The organism is Stenotrophomonas sp. ZAC14D2_NAIMI4_7, from assembly GCF_003086675.1.
Lineage (GTDB): Bacteria > Pseudomonadota > Gammaproteobacteria > Xanthomonadales > Xanthomonadaceae > Stenotrophomonas.
In genome coordinates this window covers 1,826,703-1,847,851 of the sequence record NZ_CP025995.1, presented here as the reverse complement: position 1 = coordinate 1,847,851, position 21,149 = coordinate 1,826,703, and the positions used below count along the sequence as shown (strand labels likewise).

Below are 21,149 nucleotides of genomic sequence, written 5' to 3'. Positions count from 1 at the left end.
CTTGGTCCGCACGAACCCCCGGCGATCAGCCTTCCAGCTCTTCCCAACGTGCGTACGCAGCGTCCAGCTCGGCCTGCACCTTGGCAAGCTGCTGGGTGTGCGCGGTCACTTCGGCGCTGCTGCGGGTGTAGAACGAGGGATCGTTCATGGCCGCGGTCAGGCCTTCCACATCGCCTTCCAGCTTTTCAATGGTCTTGGGCAGCTGCTCCAGCTCGCGCGCTTCCTTGTAGCTGAGCTTGCGCTTGGCGGCGGCCGGTTCGGCAGCGGCCGGTGCCGGCGCGACGGCCGGCGCCAGCTTGGCCACCACCGGTGCCACCGGGCTGCTGATGCTGGCCGCGTAACGCTGCCAGTCGCTGTAACCACCCACGTATTCGCCGATCACGCCGTCGCCTTCCATCACCAGCGTGGAGGTCACCACGTTGTCGATGAAATCACGGTCGTGGCTGACCAGCAGCAGCGTGCCGGTGTATTCGCCCAGCAGCTCTTCCAGCAGCTCCAGGGTTTCCACGTCCAGGTCGTTGGTCGGTTCGTCCATCACCAGCAGGTTGGACGGCTGCGCGAACAGCTTGGCCAGCAGCAGGCGGTTGCGTTCGCCGCCGGACAGGCGGGTGATCGGCGCACGCGCACGCTCGGGGGTGAACATGAAGTCCTGCAGGTACGCATGCACGTGCTTGCGCTTGCCGTTGAACTCGAGGAAATCCCGGCCTTCGGCCACGTTCTCGATCGCGCTCCAGTCTTCACGCAGCACCGCACGGTACTGGTCGAAGTAGGCAATCTGCAGGTTGGTGCCGGCGTTGACTTCGCCCTTGGCCGGCTGCAGCTCACCCAGCAGCAGCTTCAGCAGCGTGGTCTTGCCACTGCCGTTGGGGCCGATCAGGCCGATGCGGTCGCCACGCAGGATGGTGGTGGTGAAGTCGCGGACCATGGTGCGCTCGCCGAAGGCGAACGAAATGTCCTTGACGTCGATGACCTTCTTGCCGGAGCTGACGCCCTGCGCAGCTTCCATCTTGACGTTGCCGCTGAGGTCGCGGCGCTGCGAGCGCTCGGTGCGCATCGCCTTCAGGCGGCGCACGCGGCCTTCGTCGCGGGTGCGGCGGGCCTTGATACCCTGGCGGATCCAGACTTCTTCCTGCGCCAGCAGCTTGTCGAAGCGGGCATTTTCCTGCGCCTGCGCGTTCAGGCGTTCCTCGCGGCGGCGCTCGTAGTTGGCCCAGTCGCCCAGCCAGCTGGTGACCTGGCCGCGGTCGATCTCGACGATGCGGGTGGCCAGCGCGCGCAGGAAGCGGCGGTCATGGGTGACGAACACCACGCTGCCGCTCCAGCCCTTCAGGAAGGCTTCGAGCCAGTCGATGGCTTCGATGTCCAGGTGGTTGGTCGGTTCGTCCAGCAGCAGCACATCCGGGCTGGACACCAGCGCGCGGGCCAATAGTACGCGGCGCTTCATGCCGCCGGACAGGCGGCCGAATTCGGCATCGCCGTCCAGGTCGAGCTTGGTCAGGGTTTCGCTCACGCGCTGGTCCAGGCCCCAGCCGTTGGCGGCGTCGATCTTGGCCTGCACGTTGCCCAGCGCTTCGCCGTCGAATTCCTCGGCATGGCTGAGGTGGTGGAATTCGGCCAGCCACTGGCCCAGTTCGCCCAGGCCGTCGGCCACGACGTCGAACACCGAACCGGCGGCGCCATGCGGCACTTCCTGTTCCAGGCGGGTGACGCGCACGCCCTGCTGCACGCGCACTTCGCCGTCATCTGGCTTGTGGTCGCCGGACAGCAGCTTGAGCAGGGTGGATTTGCCGGCGCCGTTGCGGCCGATCAGGGCGATGCGTTCGCCCGGCTCGATCGACAGTTCGGCCTTTTCCAGCAACAACGGGCCGCCGACGCTGAAGTCGACGTTCTGCAGAGTAATCAGAGGCATCCCCATAGTGTAAGCGTTGGGGAGGTCAGCCGGAATCTCGCCGGCGAACAGGCATGTCGGGGTCGGATCCCGTTGCTGCGCAACGGGCTCTGACCGCATCGTGAAGCGTGGTTATCCCACCGCTCCCAACAACGCCTGCAGTCCCGGCAGCCATTGCTTGCCAGGGTGACGTACCAGCCAAAGGGTGCGCTGCAGGGCCGGTAGCGGAGTGTCCAGCACCTGCAGGCGGCGCAGCGCCAGCGGCTCTTCCACCGCATGGCGCGACAGGCAGGCCACGCCCAGCCCGGCAATCGCGGCCTGCTTGATGGCTTCGGTATTGCCCAGTTGCAGGGTCTGGGCGAAACCGTGCAGGTGCGGCAGCAGGGCCTGCTCCACGGCTTCGCGGGTGCCTGAGCCCGGCTCGCGCAGCAGCCAGCGGGCGGCGCGCAGTTCGTCCAGCGACCAGCGCGCGGGGGCGTCTGCGGCGGCGACCATCACCAGCGGGTCCTGCTGCCAGGGCGTGACCTGCAGGCCACGCTCGTGGCACGGGCCTTCGATCAGGCCGGCGTCGACATCCAGCCGCTGCACGGCGGCGACCACCCCGACACTGTTGTCGATGCGCAGATCGACCTGCGCCTGCGGGGCCTGCCGCAGCAGCTCGGCAATGCGTGGCGGCAGCAGGTAATTGCCGATGGTGGTACTGGCGGCCAGCACCAGCCGCAAGGGCGCGCCCCGGCCCGGGTCGCCACCGGCAGCGAGCTGGCGCTCGAGGTCGGCGGCGTTGACCAGCAGCGCGCGGGCCGGTTCCAGCAGGGCGCGGCCATGGCCGTTCAGGGCCAGGCGGCGGCCGATGCGGTCGAACAACGGCGTGCCGAAGTGCGCCTCCAGTTCCTGTAGTGCGGCGCTGCTGGCCGACTGTGAAAGCGCGATGGCCTGGCCGGCGGCGGTGGTGCTGCCATGATCGGCGATGGCGACGAAGACCTGCAGCTGGCGCAAGGTCAGGCGCATGGCATTTACCCGCTTGATAGGTAGGTTTCACCCATATTATTCGTTTTACAGGTCAGATACAGAGGCGCACGCTTGCCCCATCACTCCAGCCCTGCCCTGCCATGAACGCCCCTGCTCTCTCCCCCTGGTTCCTGCCCGCCCTGCGCCAGCGCTGGCAGCCGCGCCTGCCCGGCCTGCTGCTGGTGGGCCTGATCGCGGCGGCGTCGCTGTACCTGGCCGAGCTGCCCTGGCTGCAGGCGCACGGTCTGAGTGCGCTGACCGTGGCCATCGTCGCCGGCATCGTGGTCGGCAACACCCTCTACCCGCGGCTGGCGCCGAGCAGCGCAGCCGGCGTGGGGTTTTCCAAGCACTGGCTGCTGCGCGCCGGCATCGTGCTCTACGGCCTGCGCCTGACCTTCCAGGACATCGGCCATGTCGGCGTCACCGGCGTGCTGATGGACGTGCTGGTGGTCGCCAGCACCTTCGGACTGGCCTGCTGGCTGGGCATGCGCGTGTTCAAGATGGAGCGCGAGGCGGCGATGCTGATCGGTGCCGGCAGCGCGATCTGCGGCGCGGCGGCGGTGATGGCCGCCGAACCGGTGGTGCGTGGCCGCGCGGCACAGGTCACGGTGGCGGTGTCGACGGTGGTGGTGTTCGGCACGCTGGCGATGTTCCTGTACCCGGCGCTGTATGCGCTGGTGCAGTCGCATGGGTGGCTGGCGATGGACGCGCGCCAGTACGGCTTGTTCACCGGTGCGACGGTGCACGAAGTGGCGCAGGTGGTGGCCGCCGGCCGCGCGGTGAGCGAAGCCGCTGCCGATACCGCGGTGATTACCAAGATGGTGCGGGTGATGCTGCTGGCACCGTTCCTGGTGGCACTGTCGCTGTGGCTGGCGCGGGGCGGCAAGGCCAGCGCCGATGGCAGCAAGGCGCGCATCGTGGTGCCGTGGTTCGCTTTTGGTTTCGTGGCGGTGGCCGGGTTCAACTCGCTGCATCTGCTGCCGGCCGGCCTTCAAGCGGGGCTGGTGCAGCTGGATACCGTGCTGCTGGCGATGGCGATGGCCGCGCTGGGCCTGACCACCCACGTTTCGGCGCTGCGCCAGGCCGGACTGAAGCCGCTGCTGCTGGCGCTGATCCTGTTTGCGTGGCTGCTGTTCGGCGGGCTGGCGATCCACCAGGGTGTGCTGGCGGTGCTGGGCTGAGCGAGAGCGTGCCGACCAAGGTCGGCACCCACCAGAGCGGGGGCGACGGAAGATCCACGCCATGCGTGGATGACGGCTGCACCACGGGCCCTGCCGCGCAGACAGGTACAATGCGCCATGACTGACTTTTCGACCCTGCCGCTGAGCCCGGCCCTGCAGCCCGGCCTGGACGCCCTCGGCTACACCACGCTTACGCCCATCCAGGCGCAGAGCCTGCCCGCGATCCTCGATCGCCGCGATGTGATTGCGCAGGCGCCGACCGGCAGCGGCAAGACCGCCGCCTTCGGCCTGGGCCTGCTGCAGGCCATCGACCCCAGCCTGATCCGCGTGCAGGCGCTGGTGCTGTGCCCGACCCGCGAACTGGCCGACCAGGTCGGCAAGCAGGTCCGCAAGCTGGCCACCGGCATTCCCAACCTGAAGCTGCTGACCCTGGTCGGTGGCGTGCCGCTGGGCCCGCAGCTGGCATCGCTGGAAGGCCACGACCCGCATGTGGTGGTGGGCACGCCCGGCCGCGTGCAGGAACTGGCACGCAAGCGTGCGTTGAACCTGGGCGCGGTGCGCACGCTGGTGCTGGACGAAGCCGACCGCATGCTGGACATGGGTTTTGAAGAGCCGATCCGCGAGATCGCCGGCCGCACCCACAAGGACCGCCAGAGCCTGCTGTTCTCGGCCACCTTCCCAGACAGCATCCGCGCCATCGCCCGCGACCTGCTGCGCGAGGCGGTGGAAGTCACCGTGGAGGGCGCCGACCAGGCCCCGGCCATCCGCCACCTGTTCTGCGAGGTGGAACCGGCGCACCGGCAGAAGGCACTGGCCGGCCTGCTGCTGAAGTACACGCCCGAATCGGCGGTGGTGTTCTGCAACACCCGCAAGGACGTGGACGAAGTGGCCAACTCGCTGCAGCAGTTCGGCTTCTCCGCACTCGCCCTGCATGGCGACATGGAACAGCGTGACCGCGAAGAAGTGCTGCTGCGCCTGGCCAATCGCAGCTGCAACGTGCTGGTGGCCAGCGACGTGGCCGCCCGTGGCCTGGACGTGGAAGAACTGGCGGCGGTGATCAACTACGAACTGCCGACCGACGTGGAAAGCTACCAGCACCGCGTGGGCCGCACCGGCCGCGCCGGTGCCAGCGGTCTGGCGATCAGCTTGGTGGCCGGCCGCGAGAAGACCCGTGCCGAGGCGATCGAGGCACAGATGGGCCAGCCGCTGGATTGGCAGAAGACCCCGTTGGCGACCTCGCGCCCGGCCGAGCTGCCGCAGGCGGCCATGCGCACGCTGCGCATCGATGGCGGCAAGACCGACAAGCTGCGCCCCGGCGACATCCTGGGTGCGCTGACCGGCGATGCCGGCCTGTCGGGCAAGCACATCGGCAAGATCGCGATCTTCCCCACCCGCTCGTACGTGGCCATTGCCCGCGAACAGGCAAACAAGGCCGTGGCCAAGCTGGAAGCCGGCAAGATCAAGGGCCGCCGCTTCCGCGTGCGGATGATGTGATCTGGTAGGCGCCAACCGGTGCCCGCCAAAGCGAAACACCGCGATCTGGTAGGCGCCAACCTTGGTTGGCGCTCCACGGGTCGCGCGAACAGCTGTGCCAACCAAGGTTGGCACCTACCAAAGCAGATCACCGTGATCTGGTGATCGCCGACCGGTGCCAACCAGAGCAAATCGCCGCGATCTGGTAGTCGCCAACCTTGGTTGGCGCTTCGTAGGCTGCTGCGGACAGCAGTGCCAACCAAGGTTGGCACCTACCAAAGCAGATCACCGCGATCTGGTGATCGCCGACCGGTGCCAACCAGAGCAAATCGCCACGATCTGGTAGTCGCCAACCTTGGTTGGCGCTTCATAGGCTGCTGCGGACAGCAGTGCCGACCAAGGTTGGCACCTACCACAGCAGATCACCGTGATCTGGTGATCGCCAACCGGTGCCAACCAGAGCAAATCGCCACGATCTGGTAGTCGCCAACCTTGGTTGGCGCTTCGTAGGCTGCTGCGGACAGCAGTGCCGACCAAGGTTGGCACCTACCAAAGCAGATCACCGCGATCTGGTGATCGCCGACCGGTGCCAACCAAAGCAAGTCGCCGCGATCTGGTAGTCGCCAACCTTGGTTGGCGCTTCGTAGGCTGCTGATGACAGCAGTGCCGACCAAGGTTGGCACCTACCAAAGCAGATCACCGCGATCTGGTGATCGCCGACCGGTGCCAACCAGAGCAAGTCGCCGCGATCTGGTAGGCGCCAACCTTGGTTGGCGCTCCACGGGTCGCGCGAACAGCAGTGCCAACCAAGGTTGGCACCTACCACAGCAGATCACCGTGATCTGGTAGGCGCCAACCGGTGCCGACCAAAGCAAATCAACGCGATCTGGTAGGCGCCAACCTTGGTTGGCGCTCCACAGGTCGCGCGAACAGCAGTGCCAACCAAGGTTGGCACCTACCGGATCAGGGCGGCACCTACCGGCTCAGGCTCCCCGCTCAGAACACCAGTTCGGTGTGCAGCGGCAGATCCGCTTCCCAGCGGCCACGGCCGCCCAGGCCGTCCAGTTCCACCAGCACGCCAGCGCCGACCACGTCCACGCCCAGGCGGCGCACCAGCGACAGCGCGGCGACCAGCGTACCGCCCGTCGCCAGTACGTCATCGATGATGGCCACGCGCGCACCGGCCTGCAGCGCATCGGCGTGCACTTCAATGCAGTCGCTGCGGTATTCCAGCGTGTATTCCTCGCGCAGCACCTTGCCCGGCAGCTTGCCCGGCTTGCGCACCGGCACGAAGCCCACGCCCAGTTCCAGCGCCATGGCCGCGCCCAGGATGAAACCGCGCGATTCGATACCGACCACCGCATCCAGCTTCTGGCCGCGCCAACGATCGGCCATGGCCGTGATCGCGCCGCGGAAGTCTTCGCCGTGCGCGAGCAGCGGCATGATGTCCTTGAACAGGATGCCGGGCTTGGGGAAATCAGCGATATCGCGCAGGCGCGAGGCCCAGGCGGGGACGGCCACGGTGGCGTCGGTCATTGCAGCTACCAGCTTGTATGGCGGCATAGGGTAACCGGTTCGCCTGAACGCTGCCCGTTCCCGGCACTGGCGCGCCGCAACGTTCCATCGGTGGCCTGCCCGATCTCACACCAAAATCGCACACTCGTGCGATAATCGCCCTAACCGGCCATTCACTCCGCCTGCGCCATAAGCAGGTCACTGCCTGCCCGCCCGCTGGACGGCCCGCAGCCAGGGATGCCGAACGGTCCCCGCCACGCCTGGCGCGCGCGGGCCTTCCCCCACGGCCGTGGGGTTTTTCGATACGAGGTTCATGCAACGTGGACGAGACGACGAAAGTTCCGGCCCTGTGCCGGGTGCTGCTGGTCCTGCTCGGCATTCTGGTGGCACTGTTCGGCCTGGCCCTGCTGGTCGGCGGTGTGCGCCTGGCTCTGCTGGGGGGTAGTTGGTATTTCCTGCTGATGGGTCTGGCATCGGCACTGGCCGGTGCCCTGCTGCTGGCGCGCCGCCCGGCCGGTGCGCTGCTGTACGGCGCCGCCTTCGTGGCCACCGTGGTGTGGGCACTGGTCGATGCCGGCTGGAATTTCTGGCCGCTGGTATCGCGCCTGGTGATGCCGGCCGTGCTGGCCCTGCTGGTGGCACTGGCCTGGCCGGTGCTGCGGCGCAGCCGTGGCGCAGCGGCCGGCCGCGGTGCCTACGGCGTTGCCGCCGTGCTGCTGGTGGGCCTGCTGGCCACCGCGGTATCGGCCTTCCAGCCACGCCCGGTGGTGTCCGCCGCCGGCGATGTGCCACCGGTAGTGCCGGTGGCCAAGGGCAGCGAGCAGCGTGACTGGATGCATTGGGGTAATACCACCGCCGGCACCCGCTTCGCCGCGCTGGACCAGATCACCCCGGACAACGTGCAGCAGCTGCAGGTGGCCTGGACCGCGCGCACCGGCGATGTGCCGGAAAGCAACGGCTTCGGCGCAGAAGACCAGAACACCCCGCTGCAGATCGGCGACACCCTGTACCTGTGCACCCCGCACAACCAGGTGATCGCCATCGATGCCGATTCGGGAACGCAGCGCTGGGCCTTCGATCCCAAGGCCACGGCACCGAACTGGCAGCGCTGCCGCGGCCTGGGCTACTTCGACAGCAGCACCGCCGTCGCCGCGCCCGCCGCTACGGTCGAGCCGTCTGCACCGGCCCCCAGCGTCGCGGCTGCAGTCGGCCAGCCGGCGATCTGCGAAAAGCGCATCCTGATGACCTCCATCGATGCCCGCCTGTTCGCGCTGGATGCCAAGACCGGCGCGCTCTGCCCGGATTTCGGCAGCAACGGCGTGGTCGACCTGAAGGTGGGCATGGGCGAGATCAAGCCCGGTTTCTACACGCTGACCGCCGCACCGCTGGTGGCCGGTGACCTGATCGTGGTCGGCGGCCGCGTGGCCGACAACATCGAGGTAGGCGAACCGTCCGGCGTGGTGCGTGCATACAACGTGCGCACCGGCGCGCTGGCCTGGGTCTGGGATCTGTCCAAGGAAACCCCGGACGTGCCGCTGGATCCGTCGATCCACTACACCCGCGCCACGCCGAACGTGTGGACCTCGATGGCCTACGATCCGCAGCTGGGCCTGGTCTACCTGCCCACCGGCAACACCACGCCGGACCAGTGGGCCGGCGAGCGTACACCGCAGGACGACAAGTACAGCTCGGCCGTGGTCGCGCTGGACGTGGCCACGGGCAAGGAGCGCTGGGTCTACCAGACCGTGCGCCACGACCTGTGGGATTACGACCTGCCCGCGCAGCCGACCCTGACCGATGTGCCCGACGGCAAGGGCGGCACCCTGCCGGCCCTGCTGCAGATCACCAAGGCCGGCCAGATCTTCATGCTGAACCGCCAGACCGGCCAGCCGATCACCGAAGTGCGCGAGATTCCCGCACCGCAGGGCAACGCCCAGGGCGAACGCTACGCCGCCACCCAGCCGCTGTCGGTGGGCCTGCCGCAGATCGGCGCGCAGACGCTGACCGAATCGGACATGTGGGGCGCCACACCGATCGACCAGATGCTGTGCCGCATCCAGTTCAAGCAGTTCCGCTACGACGGCATGTACACCCCGCCGGGCGAAGACCTGGCCCTGCAGTGGCCCGGCTCGCTGGGCGGCATGAACTGGGGCAGCGCTTCGGTCGACCCGACCACGGGCTACCTGTTCGTGAATGACATGCGCCTGGGCCTGTGGACCAAGCTGATTCCGCGTGCGCAGATGACCAGCGGCGATGGTGGCGTGGAAATGGGCGCCGCTTCGCAGACCGGCACGCCGTACGGCTCTCTGCGCGACCGCTTCCTGTCCAAGCTGGGCATTCCCTGCCAGCAGCCGCCGTTCGGCACGATGTCGGCCATCAACCTGGCCACCCACAAGCTGGTCTGGCAGGTGCCGGTGGGCACGGTGCAGGACACCGGGCCGATGGGCATCAAGATGCACCTGCCCATTCCGATCGGCATGCCGACGCTGGGCGGTTCGCTGGCCACCCAGTCGGGCCTGCTGTTCTTCGCCGGCACCCAGGATTACTACCTGCGCGCCTATGACAGCCGCAGCGGCAAGGAAGTGTGGAAGGCCCGCATGCCGGTGGGCAGCCAGGGCACGCCGATGACCTATGTCTCGCCGAAGACCGGCCGCCAGTACGTGGTCATTTCCGCCGGTGGCGCGCGCCAGTCGCCGGACCGCGGCGATTACGTGATCGCCTACGCGTTGCCGCAGAGCAAGTGAACCGTGCCCACGCCGTGGCCCATCGTGGCCACGGCGTGCGGGTACCGATCCTGCTGCCCAGCGCTTACCATGCAGGGCTTACGTAGATGAAACCGGTTGCCATGCCTGCTGTTCCTCCCAGCCGCCGCCCCAAGCGTTCCCCGGCCCCGCCACAGGAGCGCGGGCTGGCCCATGAGTTGATGCAGCAGATCCAGGGCAACCAGGGCGATCCGGATTTCATGACGTCGCTCGGCCGCGGCCTGGCCGTGCTGAGCGTGTTTTCGCAGCATCCGCGCGAAGTGACCATGTCACAGATCAGCAGCGACACCGGGATCTCGCGTGCGGCGGTGCGCCGCGTGCTGTACACGCTGGAAAAGCTGGGCTACGTGGGCGAACAGGGCCGCGGGTATGTGCTGCTGCCGCGCGTGCTGGGCCTGGGCGGCGCTTACGTGGCGTCCTCGTCGATGACCGCCGCCGCACAGCCGGTGCTGGATGCGCTGCGCGACGACGTGCACGAATCGTGTTCCCTGGGCGTGCTCGATGGCGATGACATCCTGTACATCGCGCGTGCCGAGACCGTGCGCATCATGTCCATCGGCCTGCGTGCCGGCAGCCGCCTGCCGGCGTACTGCACCTCGATGGGCCGGGTGCTGCTGGCGGCCCTGCCGCGCGACACGCTGGAAGGCTATCTGGAACGCACGCCCCTGCGCCCGCGCACCGAGCGCACGATCACCCGCATGGATGATTTCCTGGAAACGCTGGAGAAGGTCCGCCGCGAAGGCGTTTCGCTGGTGGACCAGGAGCTGGAGATCGGCCTGCGTTCGATCGCCGTGCCGGTGCGTTCGCGCAGTGGCGAGGTGATTGCCGCGTTGAACATCGGCACCCAGGCCGGCCGCGTGAACCTGGGCGTGATGCAGTCGCAGTTGCTGCCGCGCCTGCGCGAGGCCGCGCAGCAGCTGGGGTCGTTGCTGCATTGAGCCAAGCCCCGGGGTCGGATTCCTTTCCGCAGGAAAGGGCTCTGACCCCAGTCGTGAGCGGGGGCAGAGCCCTTTGCGTTGCAAAGGGATCCGACCCCGCCCTCAGTCGGCCGCCTGCTCTTCCAGGATCGGCTTGGCCAGCGCGAAGGCGTGGTTGGCCGCAGGCACGCCGCAGTAGATGGCCGCCTGCAGCAGCACTTCCTTGATCTCTTCCGGCGTGACGCCATTGTTGCGTGCCGCGCGGATATGCAGCTTGAACTCTTCGTCGTGGCCCAGCGCCACCATCATCACGATGGTCAGCAGCGAGCGGGTGTGCCGCGGCAGGCCGTCGCGGGTCCACACCGTGCCCCACGCCGTGCGGGTGATGAATTCCTGGAATTCAGTGGTGAAGTCCGTGCGCGCCTGCAGCGAGCGTTCCACATGGGCTTCGCCCAGCACCTGCCGGCGTACCGCCAAGCCGGCTTCGTAGCGTTCCTGTTCGTCCATCGTCGTCTACCTGTGCAAGTGTCAGTGCGTGGCCTGCGCCAGATGCGCGGCCAATGCGTCGGTGAAGGGCTGCGGTGATTCCAGGTTGCAGATATGCCGGCCGGCGACCTGCGCATACGCGCCCTGCGCTGCGCCGCTGGCAATGGCCTGCAGATCGGCCGGCACGCAGACCGGATCGTCATCCCCGGCGACGGCCAGCAGCGGCACCTGGATGCGCGCCAGCACCTCGCGGAAGTCGGCAGTGCCCACCGCGTTGCAGCAGCCCACATAGCCTTCCACCGACGTGGCCAGGAAGCGCTGCAGGATGTCTTCCACCAGGCTGGCATGGGTCTGCGCGAAGCGGGCCGTGAACCAGCGCTCGCGCGTACCGTCGACCAGCGGCAGCAGGCCGTCGTGCTGCACCTGGGCGATGCGCGCCTGCCAGCTTTCGGCGCTGCCGATCTTCGCGGCGGTGGCGGCCACGGTGAGCGTGCGCAGGCGGTTGCCGGCATGCACGCCCAGCCACTGACCGGTCAGCCCGCCGATGGACAGCCCGCAGAAGTGGCTGCGCTCGATACCCAGGTGATCCCACAACGCCAGCACGTCGGCGCCCAGGTCGGCCACGCTGTACAGGCCGGGCGGCGCGCTGGACTGGCCATGGCCGCGACGGTCATAGCGCAGGATGCGGTATTGCGCCGACAGCGCCTGTACCTGCGGCGCCCACATGCCCAGGTCGGTGCCCAGCGAGTTGCAGAAGGTCAGCCAGGGGCCGTCTTCACGGCCCTCGGTCTGGTAGTGCAGTCGATGCTGCGGAAGCTCGAGAAACGGCATGCTGGCTCCAGCGAAGTGCGTGGGGATCAGGCGCGTGCAAGCACGCGGTCGATCCAGGTATCGGCCATGCCACGCCAACTGTCGGCGGCGAACAAGGCATCGAGTTGTGCAGCGGAAAGCTGCGCGGTGACCTCGGGCATCTGCGCCAGTACCGTGCGCAGGTGCTGCGATTGGCCCAGCGCGCGCTGCGCCGCCTGTTCCACCAGCGCATGCGCGGCGGCCTTGCCGATGCACTCGCCCAGAGTGACCGCCACGGCTTCGGCGTAGAGCAGGCCGCCATGGCTGTCCAGGTGCTGCAGCATGCGCGCGCGATCCAGCTGCAGCCCCGACACCACCACGGTGACCTGGGCCAGGCTGCCGGCACACAGGCGCACGATCTCCGGCACGGTTTCCCATTCGGCATGCCACTGCCCGGCCGCACGTTCGTGCGGTTGCGGCATGGCGCTGTACAGCGTGGACAGCAGGCCCGGCACACGAGTGGCAGCGGCGATGGCGGCCACGCAGCCCACCGGGTTGCGCTTGTGCGGCATGGCCGACGATCCGCCCTTGCCCTCGCCTGCCGGCTCGAAGGCTTCGGCCACTTCGGACTGCATCAGCAGCACGATGTCGGTGGCGATCTTGCCCAGGCTGCCGGTCAGCAATGCGAACGCGCTGCCCAGCTCGGCCACCCGATCGCGTGCGGTGTGCCAGGGCAGTGCCGGCACCGGCAACTGCAGTTCCTCGCCCAGCGCCTGGGCAACGTCCAGGCCACGGTGCTGCAGCGAGGCCAGGGTGCCGGCGGCACCACCGAACTGCAGCACCAGGGTTTCTTCGCCCAAGGCCTGCAGGCGGCGCTGGCTGCGCTGCAGGGCATCGAGCCAGCCGGCGGCCTTCAGCCCGAAGGTGACCGGCACCGCCTGCTGCAACAAGGTGCGGCCCGGCAGGCCGGTACCACGCTCGGCGTCGGCCAGCTGCACCAGCGCCGTACACAGCGTCTGCAGGCGCGACAGCACGTGCTCACGCGCGGCGCGCAACTGCAGCACCGCACCGGTGTCGATGATGTCCTGGCTGGTCGCGCCCCAATGCACCCAGCGCGCCGCCTCGGCGTCGTTCGCCTTGACCTGCGCGGTCAGTGCCTTCACCAGCGGGATGGCCGGGTTGCCGGACAGCGCGGTGGCAGCCGACAGCGCGCTCACATCGTAATGGGCTGCATTGCAGGCCGCCTCGATCGGCGCTACTGCCGCCTGCGGAATCACCCCGCAGCGCCCCTGTGCGCGTGCCAGCGCTGCTTCCACGTCCAGCATGGCCTGCAGCCGCGCCGCATCGGTGAACGCCGCGTCCACGGCAGGCTCGCCGAACAGGCCGCCAAGCAGCGAAGGAGTCTGGTTCATCAAGGAAGATCCTTCCGGGGTTGCACCAGCTTACCCGCGCCGGCGGTGACCGGCGTGGGCAAGCGACAGCCCGGGCGTTCAGTAGGCAAAGAACACGGTTTCATCGGGGCCCTGCATGCGCACGTCCCAGTGGTACACGCCCTGGCCCTGCGCCTGCGCGACCAGGGTGTGGCGGCGCTCGGCCGGCACCAGCGCCAGGATGGCATCGTCGCCATTGCTGGCTTCGTCACTGAAGTAGATGCGGCCGCGGGTGGCCTGCAGCAGGCCGCGCATGAACACCAGCACCACCAGGTGCGGCGCCTGCGCTTCACCGCGCAGTCCGGGCACGCGGCCCGGCTTGACGGTGGTGAAGGCAAAGCGGCCCTGGTCGTCGGTCGGCACGCGACCCCAGCCATCGAAGCTGGGATCGTGGTCGTCGCGGCGCGGGTCTTCGGCGTGCGCGTAGATGCCCTGCGCGTCGGCCTGCCAGATTTCCAGCACGGCATCGGACACCGGCACGCCCTCGCCATCGAACACCTGGCCCTGCACCTGCACGCGTTCGCCCTGCGCCTGCGCCGGCGCGATCTCGACGCGGTACAGCGGTTCCAGGCCCAGGCGGTAGTACGGGCCGACGGTCTGCCACGGAGTGGATTGGAAGCTCATGGTCTTACTCCCACACGGTCATCTTGCGACCGCGCAATACGATGTCGAAACGATAGCCCAGCGCGAATTCATTCGCGGTGGTTTCCCAGTCGAACGAGGACACCATGCGCTCGCGGACCTTGGCGTCATCCACGCAGTTGTAGATCGGATCGAACGCCAGCAGCGGGTCATTGGGGAAGTACATCTGCGTGACCAGGCGCTGGCCGATGCCTTCGCCATGCAGCGAAAAATGGATATGCGCCGGGCGCCAGGCGTTGTAGTGGTTGCGCCACGGGTACGCACCCGGCTTGATGGTGGTGAAGCGGTAGCGGCCTTCGCTGTCGGTCAGCACCTGGCCGGTGCCCTTGAAGTTCGGATCCAGGGGCGCGTCGTGCTGGTCGCCCTTGTGCAGGTAGCGCCCGGCGGCGTTGCACTGCCACACCTCGACCACCGAATTGCGCACCGGCCGCCCGTTCTCGTCCAGCACGCGGCCACTGACGATGATGCGCTCACCCTGCGGTTGGCCGGGGAAGCCAGCGGTCAGATCGGCAGCATGCGCGCCCAGGGTGATGCGGTTGATGCTCGGGCCAGTCACTTCGGAGAGGGTGACCGGAATGGCAATCGGGTCGGTGCCGGGGCCGCGCTTGGCGGTGCTGGCGTACGGCAGGTGGATGCGCGGCGGCTGGCTGCCGGGATACGGCTTGCGGTAGCCGCGCAGTTCGGTGGGATCGCTCATGGCGTACTCCTGTTGGCGAGCGGCCCGAGGGCCGCGGCTGTCATGCTGGTTACGGGCAGATTACGGAATGCGAGGGCTCACACGCGCTCGATGGCCAGGGCCACGCCCTGCCCCACGCCGATGCACATGGTGGCCAGGCCGCGCCGGCCGCCGCTGGCTTCCAGCTGGCGCAGCAGGGTCAGCGCCAGGCGCGCGCCGCTCATGCCCAGCGGATGGCCCAGCGCGATGGCACCGCCATTGGGGTTCACATGTGCGGCATCGTCGGCCAGGCCCAGCTGGCGCATGCAGGCCAGGCCCTGCGAGGCGAAGGCTTCGTTCAGTTCGATGGCATCGAAATCGGTGATCGACAGGCCCAACCGTGCCATCAGCTTCTGGCTGGCCGGCACCGGGCCCATGCCCATGATGGCCGGCTCCACGCCCGCGCTGGCGAAGCCGAGGATACGCGCGCGCGGGGTCAGCCCGAGCGCCTTGACCTGTGCGCCCGACGCCAGCAGCAGTGCGGCCGCGCCATCGTTGATGCCCGACGCGTTGCCGGCGGTCACCGTGCCCGGCTGGCGGAACAACGGCTTCAGTTTGGCCAGTGCTTCGGCGGTGGTATCGCCGCGCGGGTGTTCATCGCGGTCGACGGTCACGGTCTCGCCGCGCTTGCGGCCCGGCACGTCCACCGCCACGATCTCGCCGTCGAAGAAGCCACGCGCCTGCGCCGCGGCAGTGCGCTGCTGGCTGCGCAGGGCGAACGCATCCTGGTCGTCGCGGCTGATGCCGTAGCGCTCAGCCACGTTCTCGGCGGTCTGGCCCATCGTTTCCACGCCATGCAGTTCACGCAGGCGCGGGTTGATGAAGCGCCAGCCCATGGTGGTGTCTTCGATCTGCTGGTCGCGGGCGAACGGTGAGGCCGCCTTGCCCATCACGAACGGTGCGCGCGACATCGATTCGACGCCGCCGGCGATGGCCAGGCCCAGCTCGCCAGCCGCGATGCCGCGGGCCACGGTGCCGATCGCATCCAGGCCCGAACCACACAGGCGGTTGATCGTGCTGCCCGGCACGCTTACCGGCAGGCCGGCCAGCAGCAGGCTCATGCGCGCCACATTGCGGTTGTCTTCGCCGGCCTGGTTGGCGCAGCCCAGGTAGACATCCTCGATCAGCGCCGGGTCCAGCTGCGGATGCCGCGCCAGCAGGGCCTTCAGCGGAATCGCGCCCAGGTCATCGGCACGCACGCCGGACAGCGCGCCGCCGTAGCGGCCGATCGGGGTACGGATGCCATCGACGATGTAGGTCTCGTGCAGGCTCATCTCAGGCTCCTTCGGCCAGTGCCAGCGGCAGGCCGGTCAGTTCACGCAGTTGTGCGATGTCCATGCCCTCCACCATTTCCAGCACGGTGGCGCCGTTGGCGCCGAGGTCGAACACGGCCACATCGGTATACACGCGCGATACGCAGCGCAGGCCGGTCAGCGGGTAGCTGCATTCGGCCACCAGCTTGCTCTCACCCTTCTTGGTGAACAGGTCCATCATCACGAAGACCTGCTTGGCACCGATGGCCAGGTCCATCGCGCCGCCCACGGCGGGAATCGCGTCGGGCGCACCGGTGCTCCAGTTGGCCAGGTCACCGTGCGCCGACACCTGGAAGGCGCCGAGCACGCAGATGTCGAGGTGGCCGCCGCGCATCATCGCGAACGAATCAGCATGGTGGAAATAGCAGCCACCGGTGAGCAGGGTGACCGGCTGCTTGCCGGCGTTGATCAGGTCCGGGTCTTCCTGGCCGGCGGCCGGCGCCGGGCCCATGCCCAGCAGGCCGTTTTCCGACTGCAGGAAGATCTCCTTGTCGGCCGGCAGGAAGTTGGCCACCGTGGTCGGCAGGCCGATGCCCAGGTTCACGTAGGCACCTTCGGGAATATCGCGGGCCACGCGCGCGGCCATCTGTTCGCGGCTGAGCTTGTTCATGCCTGCACTCCTGCTGCGGCCACCGGCACCACGCGCTGCACGAAGATGCCGGGCGTCACCACCGCTTCCGGGTCCAGTTCGCCCAGCGCCACCACCTCGCGCACCTGCACGATGGCGCAGCGCGCGGCCATCGCCATCAGCGGGCCGAAGTTGCGCGCGGTCTTGCGGTAGACCAGGTTGCCCCAGCGGTCGCCGCGGTCGGCCTTGATCAGCGCGAAGTCGGCGGGCAGCGGATATTCCAGCACGTAGTGGCGGCCATCGATCTCGCGCGTTTCCTTGCCCTGGGCAAGTTCGGTGCCGTAACCGGTGGGGGTGAAGATGGCACCCAGGCCGGAACCGGCCGCGTGGATGCGCGCGGCCAGGTTGCCCTGCGGCACCAGTTCCAGCTCGATTTCACCGGCGCGGTAGGCCGCATCGAAATGCTGCGAATCGGACTGGCGCGGGAACGAACAGACGATGCGGCGCACCCGCTTGTGCTTGATCAGCGCGGCCAGGCCGGTATCGCCGTTGCCCGCATTGTTGTTGATGATGGTCAGCTCGCGCGCGCCCTGCGCGATCAGCGCATCGATCAGCTCGTCGGGCATGCCGGCGGTGCCGAAGCCACCGATCATCACGGTGGCCCCATCGTGGATATCGGCCACCGCTGCTTCGGCGCTGGCCACGGTCTTGTTGATCACTGCATTGCTCCTTGCCCTGCCCTTCGCTGGTACCGACCAGCGCGGCGCACGGCCACTGCGACGGGAAAACTTGACGTGGACATGGTGCGCACAGGCCCCTGCCCGGTCAATCCGATATTCGGCCATTCAATCCGATAATCGCACATTGCCTGCATTGCTACGGGAGGCGGTTCAACGCCGGTTCTGGCCCACGCCCACGCGCAGGCCCAGGCACGCCCAGGCGGCCAGCAGCAGCGGCAGTGCGCACAGCACGTACAGCGCCGACGGCGGCCAATGGCCATCCACCAGCACGCCCACGGTGAGCGGCGACAGAATGGCGCCGACCCGGCCGATGCCGATGGCCCAACCCAGGCCGGTGGTGCGCACCTGTGCGGCGAACACCACCGGTGCGGCGGCGTACAGCCCTGCCATGGCAGCAAACAGCGCGGCGCCAATCACGAATGCCAACGGGAAGGCCACGTTCAACTGCGTGTTGAACGCAGCGAAGCCCAGCATTGCCACCATCGCCAACAGCAGTGCGCCGGCGGTCAGGCGGGACAGCGACCAGCGCGAGGCCAGCCAGCCGAACAGACTGCCGCCGACGATGCCGCCCAGGTTCAGCAGCACGCCACCGGTAATGCCCTGCTGCGCCGAAACACCCGCAGACACCAGCAGCTTCGGGGTCCAGCTCAGCACGAAGTAGAACGCGAACATGTGCAGGAAGAACGCCAGCGCGATCAGCAGCGCGACCCGGCGCAGATCACCCACGAACAGCGCGGCGTAGCCTTGCGGCTGACCCTCACGCACCGGTGCCGGCGGCAGCGCCTGCAGCGCAGGCATCTGCATGCGCTGCAGCAGCGCGTTCAAGCGCGGCAGCGCATCGGCCGGGCGCCGTGCCACCAGGAAATCCAGCGATTCGGGCAGGCACTTGAGCACCAGCGGAATGCACAGCATCGAGGCTGCAGCGCCGATCAGGAACACGCTGTGCCAGGACCAGTGCTGCAGCATCCACGCCGCCAGCACGCCACCGGCAGTGGCGCCAATGGGATAACCGGTTGCCTGCAGGGCCACGGCGGTGCTGCGCCATTTGGCGTTGGCATATTCGGCGGTGATCACCCCCACACCGGCCAGCATGCCGCCAATGCCGATGCCGGTGAACACCCGCAGCGCGCCCAGCTGCCACGCGTTGCCGGCCAGCGCCGACAGCGCCATGCCCGTGGTCAGGATCAGCAGGCAGCACACGATCATCGGGCGCCGGCCCCAGCGGTCAGCCAGCGGCGCCAGCAGGAACGAGCCCAGCGCCATGCCGACCAGGCCGGCACTGAGCATCAGCCCCAGCACCTTGCCCGACAGTTCCCAGTCCGCCGACACGTGCGGCGCGGTGAAGGCCATGACCATCACGTCGAAGCCATCGAGCATGTTCAGCAGCACGCAGATGGCGATGGCAGTCCACTGGAAGGGACTCATCCGTTCCAGGACGAGCGGCGGTGCGGCGGCGGAGGCGTGGCTCATGGTGCGGTTTCCTGCAACAGCGTGAAGCGGCGGAACATCCGGCGGGGTGGTCTCAGCGACCGGCCTGGCTGGAAGCGTGGATGACCTGCAGGACGTCCTGCAGTTGTTCGACTTCAACCTGGCCCGGCGCCGACGGCGTGCCGATCATGCCGAAGGTCAGGGCCTGGCCGAAGGTTTCCCCGGCCAGACGCGAGACCACGCCGGTGCCGCCCATCGACATGGTCAGCAGCGGCTTGTCACTGCGCTGGCGCACCTGCCAGGTGGCATCGAGCAGGGCCAGCACATCGCCGGCGTCGCGCGGCATCACCGCGATCTTCAGCACGTCCGCGCCCATCGCCTGCTGTTTCAGCAGGCGCGCGACGATCTCCTCGCGCGGCGGCGTGGCCTGGAAATCGTGGTTGGACATCACCACCTTCACCCCCGCCTTGTGCGCCTGCGCCACCAGCGCCTGCACCACGTTCGGGTCGCGGAACATTTCCACATCGATCAATTGGGCAAAGCCACCGCGCAGCAGCGTGGCGTACAGCGCACCGTAGTCGCGGTCACTGATCGCCTTCGCACCGCCTTCGGCCTTGGTACGGAAGGTGACGATCATCGGCTTGCCGCCCAGCGTGGCCTGGATGCGCTTGCCCAGCGCCACCAGCTTGCCGCCATCGGTGGCGATATCCAGGTAGTCGATGCGCCATTCGGCCAGGTCGGTGTGCGTGCTGGCGGCGATGGCCGCGGCCTGCTGCAGAGCCAGTTCGGCACTGGCACCGGTGATCGGCACGATGGTGCGCGGGCTGCCCTCGCCGATGCGCAGCGAGCCCACCTGCAGCACCGCCGGCGGAGGTGCGGCCAGGGCCAGTACGGGGGAGGTGCACAGCGCACCGGCGAGGACAAAGGAAGCAAACGGAAGACGCATGGCGGTCACCAGGGCGTGGAAGGAGCGCGCGGCCATCAGAAGGTCACCTTGGCCTGGACACCCACGGCCCATGCGTTGTCGGTGCCGCTGTAATTGAACGTGCCGGGATTGACGATGTACTGCACGTCGGGGCGGATCATCAGCCACGGGTTGACCTGGAAGCTGTAGGACAGTTCGAACAGCTCCTCGGCCTGGCTCAGGTTGTACAGCGGCGAATCCACCGGCACGCCACCGGCGGCCAGCGAGGCGCGGCGCGCATCCACCAGACGGTCGTTGATATCGGCGCCCACGTAACCCAGCGCGATGCTGTCCTGCGCGCGCGAACCGATGCCCTGGTACACGCCACCCACGGCATACCAGCGCTTGATCTGCGCGGTATCGGCGTCGGACACCATGTACTGTGCGAAGGCCGTCAGGCCGCGGCTGGGGTCGGCCGACTCCTGGGTCAGGCGCTGCTCGGCCAGCACGTAGGCGCCGTGGCGTCCGGTGGTGGGCGAGGTATCCAGGCCGCGCTGGTCCACGCGCGAGGTGTCGTAGTAGCCGCCGAACTTGTACACGCCGGCGTAGCGGCTGCCCTTGGCCGGGGTCCAGGTCACTTCCACCGGGAACAGCGAACCGGTGGTGCCCGAAGCGAACGGGCGGAACGCATTGCGTTCGATGTTGCCACCCAGGTTCGGGTTGACCTGGAACCAGCCGGTGCGCACGTTCAACGCCGGGCTGACCTGCTGCGCCACTTCACCGCCCCAGCGCGCCACCGGGTAGTTGTACCAGCCGCTGTTGCCCGACATCGCCAGCGGGTGCGCGCAGAACGCCGCGTTGACGAAATGGGTCAGCAGGCTGTGCAGGCCGAACTGGTTGCCCATCGCGTAGTAGCCCAGCTTGTAGTACGACTGGCCACCGTTGAAGGTCTGGTCGTAGCTCAGTTCGGTCAGCCGCGTGTACTGGCCGCCGTAGGCTTCCTGGATCGGGAAGCGGTTGCCGACGAAGTCCACCGAGGTGCTGCGGCCGCGACGGTCGTTGAGGGTGAAGTGGAAGGCACCGCCGTCCCAGCCGGCCAGCTTGCCCATGTCCAGGTCCATGCCCACTCGCACCTGCTGCGCGTAGCGCGCGCCGGTTTCACCGTAGCCGCCGTCCACCACGCCCATGGCCTCGCCCACGTAGTCGCCGCGGAAGGCGATGCCGCGCTCGTACAGATCGGTGCGGGTACCGCCCCAGTCACCGGTGAGGGTCTTGCCCGCATAGCGGTTGCTGGATTGCGCGCTGGCGACGGCCGGCAGCAGGGCCATCGCGGCCAGCACGGTCAGGGAAACAGGCTTTGCAGGAATCATGGTCAGGGTCTCGGAAAGGT

General features: G+C 68.2%; 18 protein-coding genes. 4 read left to right on the top strand and 14 right to left on the bottom strand.

Going from position 1 to position 21,149, the window contains the following annotated elements; translation table 11 throughout:
- Nucleotides 1–25 precede the first annotated feature (25 nt).
- Nucleotides 26–1,909, bottom strand: coding sequence for an ATP-binding cassette domain-containing protein (locus C1922_RS08640; RefSeq protein WP_108749378.1), 1,884 nt, complete (start codon nucleotides 1,907–1,909; stop codon nucleotides 26–28).
- Nucleotides 1,910–2,020: 111 nt separating this feature from the next.
- Nucleotides 2,021–2,896: a LysR family transcriptional regulator gene (locus C1922_RS08635; protein WP_108749377.1), complete on the bottom strand. Its 876-nt coding sequence runs from the start codon at nucleotides 2,894–2,896 to the stop codon at nucleotides 2,021–2,023.
- A 101-nt stretch (nucleotides 2,897–2,997) separates the two neighbouring features.
- Between C1922_RS08635 and C1922_RS08630 the strand changes: the two genes are divergently transcribed.
- Together C1922_RS08630 and dbpA are read left to right on the top strand one after the other, a co-directional pair.
- Nucleotides 2,998–4,077 (top strand): YeiH family protein, encoded by a 1,080-nt coding sequence (locus C1922_RS08630; RefSeq protein WP_108749376.1) that lies wholly within the window; start codon nucleotides 2,998–3,000, stop codon nucleotides 4,075–4,077.
- A gap of 117 nt (nucleotides 4,078–4,194) precedes the next feature.
- Nucleotides 4,195–5,571 carry an ATP-dependent RNA helicase DbpA gene (dbpA, locus tag C1922_RS08625; protein WP_108749375.1) on the top strand — a complete coding sequence of 459 codons (1,377 nt, stop codon included), beginning with the start codon at nucleotides 4,195–4,197 and terminating at the stop codon, nucleotides 5,569–5,571.
- A gap of 975 nt (nucleotides 5,572–6,546) precedes the next feature.
- On the opposite strand, the gene C1922_RS08620 is transcribed toward dbpA, so the two are convergent.
- Nucleotides 6,547–7,086, bottom strand: a complete 540-nt coding sequence (locus C1922_RS08620) for an adenine phosphoribosyltransferase (RefSeq protein ID WP_108749374.1) — start codon at nucleotides 7,084–7,086, stop codon at nucleotides 6,547–6,549.
- A gap of 299 nt (nucleotides 7,087–7,385) precedes the next feature.
- Here C1922_RS08620 and C1922_RS08615 point away from each other — a divergent pair, with 299 nt between their 5' ends.
- Nucleotides 7,386–9,809: a membrane-bound PQQ-dependent dehydrogenase, glucose/quinate/shikimate family gene (locus C1922_RS08615; RefSeq protein ID WP_108749373.1), complete on the top strand. Its 2,424-nt coding sequence runs from the start codon at nucleotides 7,386–7,388 to the stop codon at nucleotides 9,807–9,809.
- Between the two features lie 101 nt (nucleotides 9,810–9,910).
- The gene (locus C1922_RS08610; protein WP_108751533.1) at nucleotides 9,911–10,765 is read left to right on the top strand and encodes an IclR family transcriptional regulator C-terminal domain-containing protein; all 855 of its coding nucleotides are present in this window, start codon (nucleotides 9,911–9,913) and stop codon (nucleotides 10,763–10,765) included.
- Between the two features lie 102 nt (nucleotides 10,766–10,867).
- Here C1922_RS08610 and pcaC read toward each other — a convergent pair whose 3' ends face one another.
- The 11 genes from pcaC to C1922_RS08555 form a co-directional block, all read right to left on the bottom strand.
- Complete coding sequence (gene pcaC / locus C1922_RS08605) at nucleotides 10,868–11,251, bottom strand: 4-carboxymuconolactone decarboxylase (RefSeq protein WP_108749372.1); 384 nt, start codon at nucleotides 11,249–11,251, stop codon at nucleotides 10,868–10,870.
- Between the two features lie 21 nt (nucleotides 11,252–11,272).
- Entirely contained in the window at nucleotides 11,273–12,061 is a 789-nt protein-coding gene (pcaD, locus tag C1922_RS08600) for a 3-oxoadipate enol-lactonase (RefSeq protein WP_108749371.1), read from the bottom strand.
- 26 nt (nucleotides 12,062–12,087) lie between these two features.
- Nucleotides 12,088–13,431, bottom strand: coding sequence for a 3-carboxy-cis,cis-muconate cycloisomerase (locus C1922_RS08595; protein ID WP_108749370.1), 1,344 nt, complete (start codon nucleotides 13,429–13,431; stop codon nucleotides 12,088–12,090).
- Nucleotides 13,432–13,509: 78 nt separating this feature from the next.
- On the bottom strand, nucleotides 13,510–14,073 hold the full coding sequence (gene pcaG, locus C1922_RS08590; protein ID WP_108749369.1) for a protocatechuate 3,4-dioxygenase subunit alpha: 564 nt from the start codon (nucleotides 14,071–14,073) through the stop codon (nucleotides 13,510–13,512).
- 4 nt (nucleotides 14,074–14,077) lie between these two features.
- Entirely contained in the window at nucleotides 14,078–14,788 is a 711-nt protein-coding gene (pcaH, locus tag C1922_RS08585; RefSeq protein WP_108749368.1) for a protocatechuate 3,4-dioxygenase subunit beta, read from the bottom strand.
- Nucleotides 14,789–14,865: 77 nt separating this feature from the next.
- Nucleotides 14,866–16,074: a 3-oxoadipyl-CoA thiolase gene (pcaF, locus tag C1922_RS08580; RefSeq protein WP_108751532.1), complete on the bottom strand. Its 1,209-nt coding sequence runs from the start codon at nucleotides 16,072–16,074 to the stop codon at nucleotides 14,866–14,868.
- A 7-nt stretch (nucleotides 16,075–16,081) separates the two neighbouring features.
- Nucleotides 16,082–16,729 carry a 3-oxoacid CoA-transferase subunit B gene (locus C1922_RS08575; RefSeq protein ID WP_108749367.1) on the bottom strand — a complete coding sequence of 216 codons (648 nt, stop codon included), beginning with the start codon at nucleotides 16,727–16,729 and terminating at the stop codon, nucleotides 16,082–16,084.
- Nucleotides 16,726–17,406, bottom strand: a complete 681-nt coding sequence (locus C1922_RS08570; RefSeq protein WP_108749366.1) for a 3-oxoacid CoA-transferase subunit A — start codon at nucleotides 17,404–17,406, stop codon at nucleotides 16,726–16,728. Before C1922_RS08570 ends, C1922_RS08575 begins: the two co-directional genes overlap by 4 nt.
- Before the next feature lie 171 nt (nucleotides 17,407–17,577).
- The gene (locus tag C1922_RS08565; RefSeq protein WP_199912239.1) at nucleotides 17,578–18,897 is read right to left on the bottom strand and encodes an MFS transporter; all 1,320 of its coding nucleotides are present in this window, start codon (nucleotides 18,895–18,897) and stop codon (nucleotides 17,578–17,580) included.
- A 52-nt stretch (nucleotides 18,898–18,949) separates the two neighbouring features.
- Nucleotides 18,950–19,837, bottom strand: coding sequence for a type I 3-dehydroquinate dehydratase (gene aroD / locus C1922_RS08560; RefSeq protein WP_108749365.1), 888 nt, complete (start codon nucleotides 19,835–19,837; stop codon nucleotides 18,950–18,952).
- On the bottom strand, nucleotides 19,837–21,129 hold the full coding sequence (locus C1922_RS08555) for a carbohydrate porin (protein ID WP_108749364.1): 1,293 nt from the start codon (nucleotides 21,127–21,129) through the stop codon (nucleotides 19,837–19,839). The genes aroD and C1922_RS08555 overlap by 1 nt, the downstream gene beginning before the upstream one ends.
- Between the last annotated feature and the right edge of the window lie 20 nt (nucleotides 21,130–21,149).

Excerpts from the sequence above, each read along its gene's own strand:
- pcaC (WP_108749372.1), bottom strand. The coding sequence starts at position 11,251 with ATGGACGAACAGGAACGCTACGAAGCCGGCTTGGCGGTACGCCGGCAG.
- aroD (WP_108749365.1), bottom strand. The coding sequence starts at position 19,837 with ATGGCCGCGCGCTCCTTCCACGCCCTGGTGACCGCCATGCGTCTTCCG.
- C1922_RS08610 (WP_108751533.1), top strand. The coding sequence starts at position 9,911 with ATGCCTGCTGTTCCTCCCAGCCGCCGCCCCAAGCGTTCCCCGGCCCCG.
- C1922_RS08640 (WP_108749378.1), bottom strand. The coding sequence starts at position 1,909 with ATGCCTCTGATTACTCTGCAGAACGTCGACTTCAGCGTCGGCGGCCCG.
- dbpA (WP_108749375.1), top strand. The coding sequence starts at position 4,195 with ATGACTGACTTTTCGACCCTGCCGCTGAGCCCGGCCCTGCAGCCCGGC.
- C1922_RS08630 (WP_108749376.1), top strand. The coding sequence starts at position 2,998 with ATGAACGCCCCTGCTCTCTCCCCCTGGTTCCTGCCCGCCCTGCGCCAG.
- C1922_RS08555 (WP_108749364.1), bottom strand. The coding sequence starts at position 21,129 with ATGATTCCTGCAAAGCCTGTTTCCCTGACCGTGCTGGCCGCGATGGCC.
- C1922_RS08620 (WP_108749374.1), bottom strand. The coding sequence starts at position 7,086 with ATGACCGACGCCACCGTGGCCGTCCCCGCCTGGGCCTCGCGCCTGCGC.
- C1922_RS08565 (WP_199912239.1), bottom strand. The coding sequence starts at position 18,897 with ATGAGCCACGCCTCCGCCGCCGCACCGCCGCTCGTCCTGGAACGGATG.
- C1922_RS08595 (WP_108749370.1), bottom strand. The coding sequence starts at position 13,431 with ATGAACCAGACTCCTTCGCTGCTTGGCGGCCTGTTCGGCGAGCCTGCC.
- C1922_RS08635 (WP_108749377.1), bottom strand. The coding sequence starts at position 2,896 with ATGCGCCTGACCTTGCGCCAGCTGCAGGTCTTCGTCGCCATCGCCGAT.
- pcaG (WP_108749369.1), bottom strand. The coding sequence starts at position 14,073 with ATGAGCTTCCAATCCACTCCGTGGCAGACCGTCGGCCCGTACTACCGC.
- pcaD (WP_108749371.1), bottom strand. The coding sequence starts at position 12,061 with ATGCCGTTTCTCGAGCTTCCGCAGCATCGACTGCACTACCAGACCGAG.
- C1922_RS08575 (WP_108749367.1), bottom strand. The coding sequence starts at position 16,729 with ATGAACAAGCTCAGCCGCGAACAGATGGCCGCGCGCGTGGCCCGCGAT.
- pcaH (WP_108749368.1), bottom strand. The coding sequence starts at position 14,788 with ATGAGCGATCCCACCGAACTGCGCGGCTACCGCAAGCCGTATCCCGGC.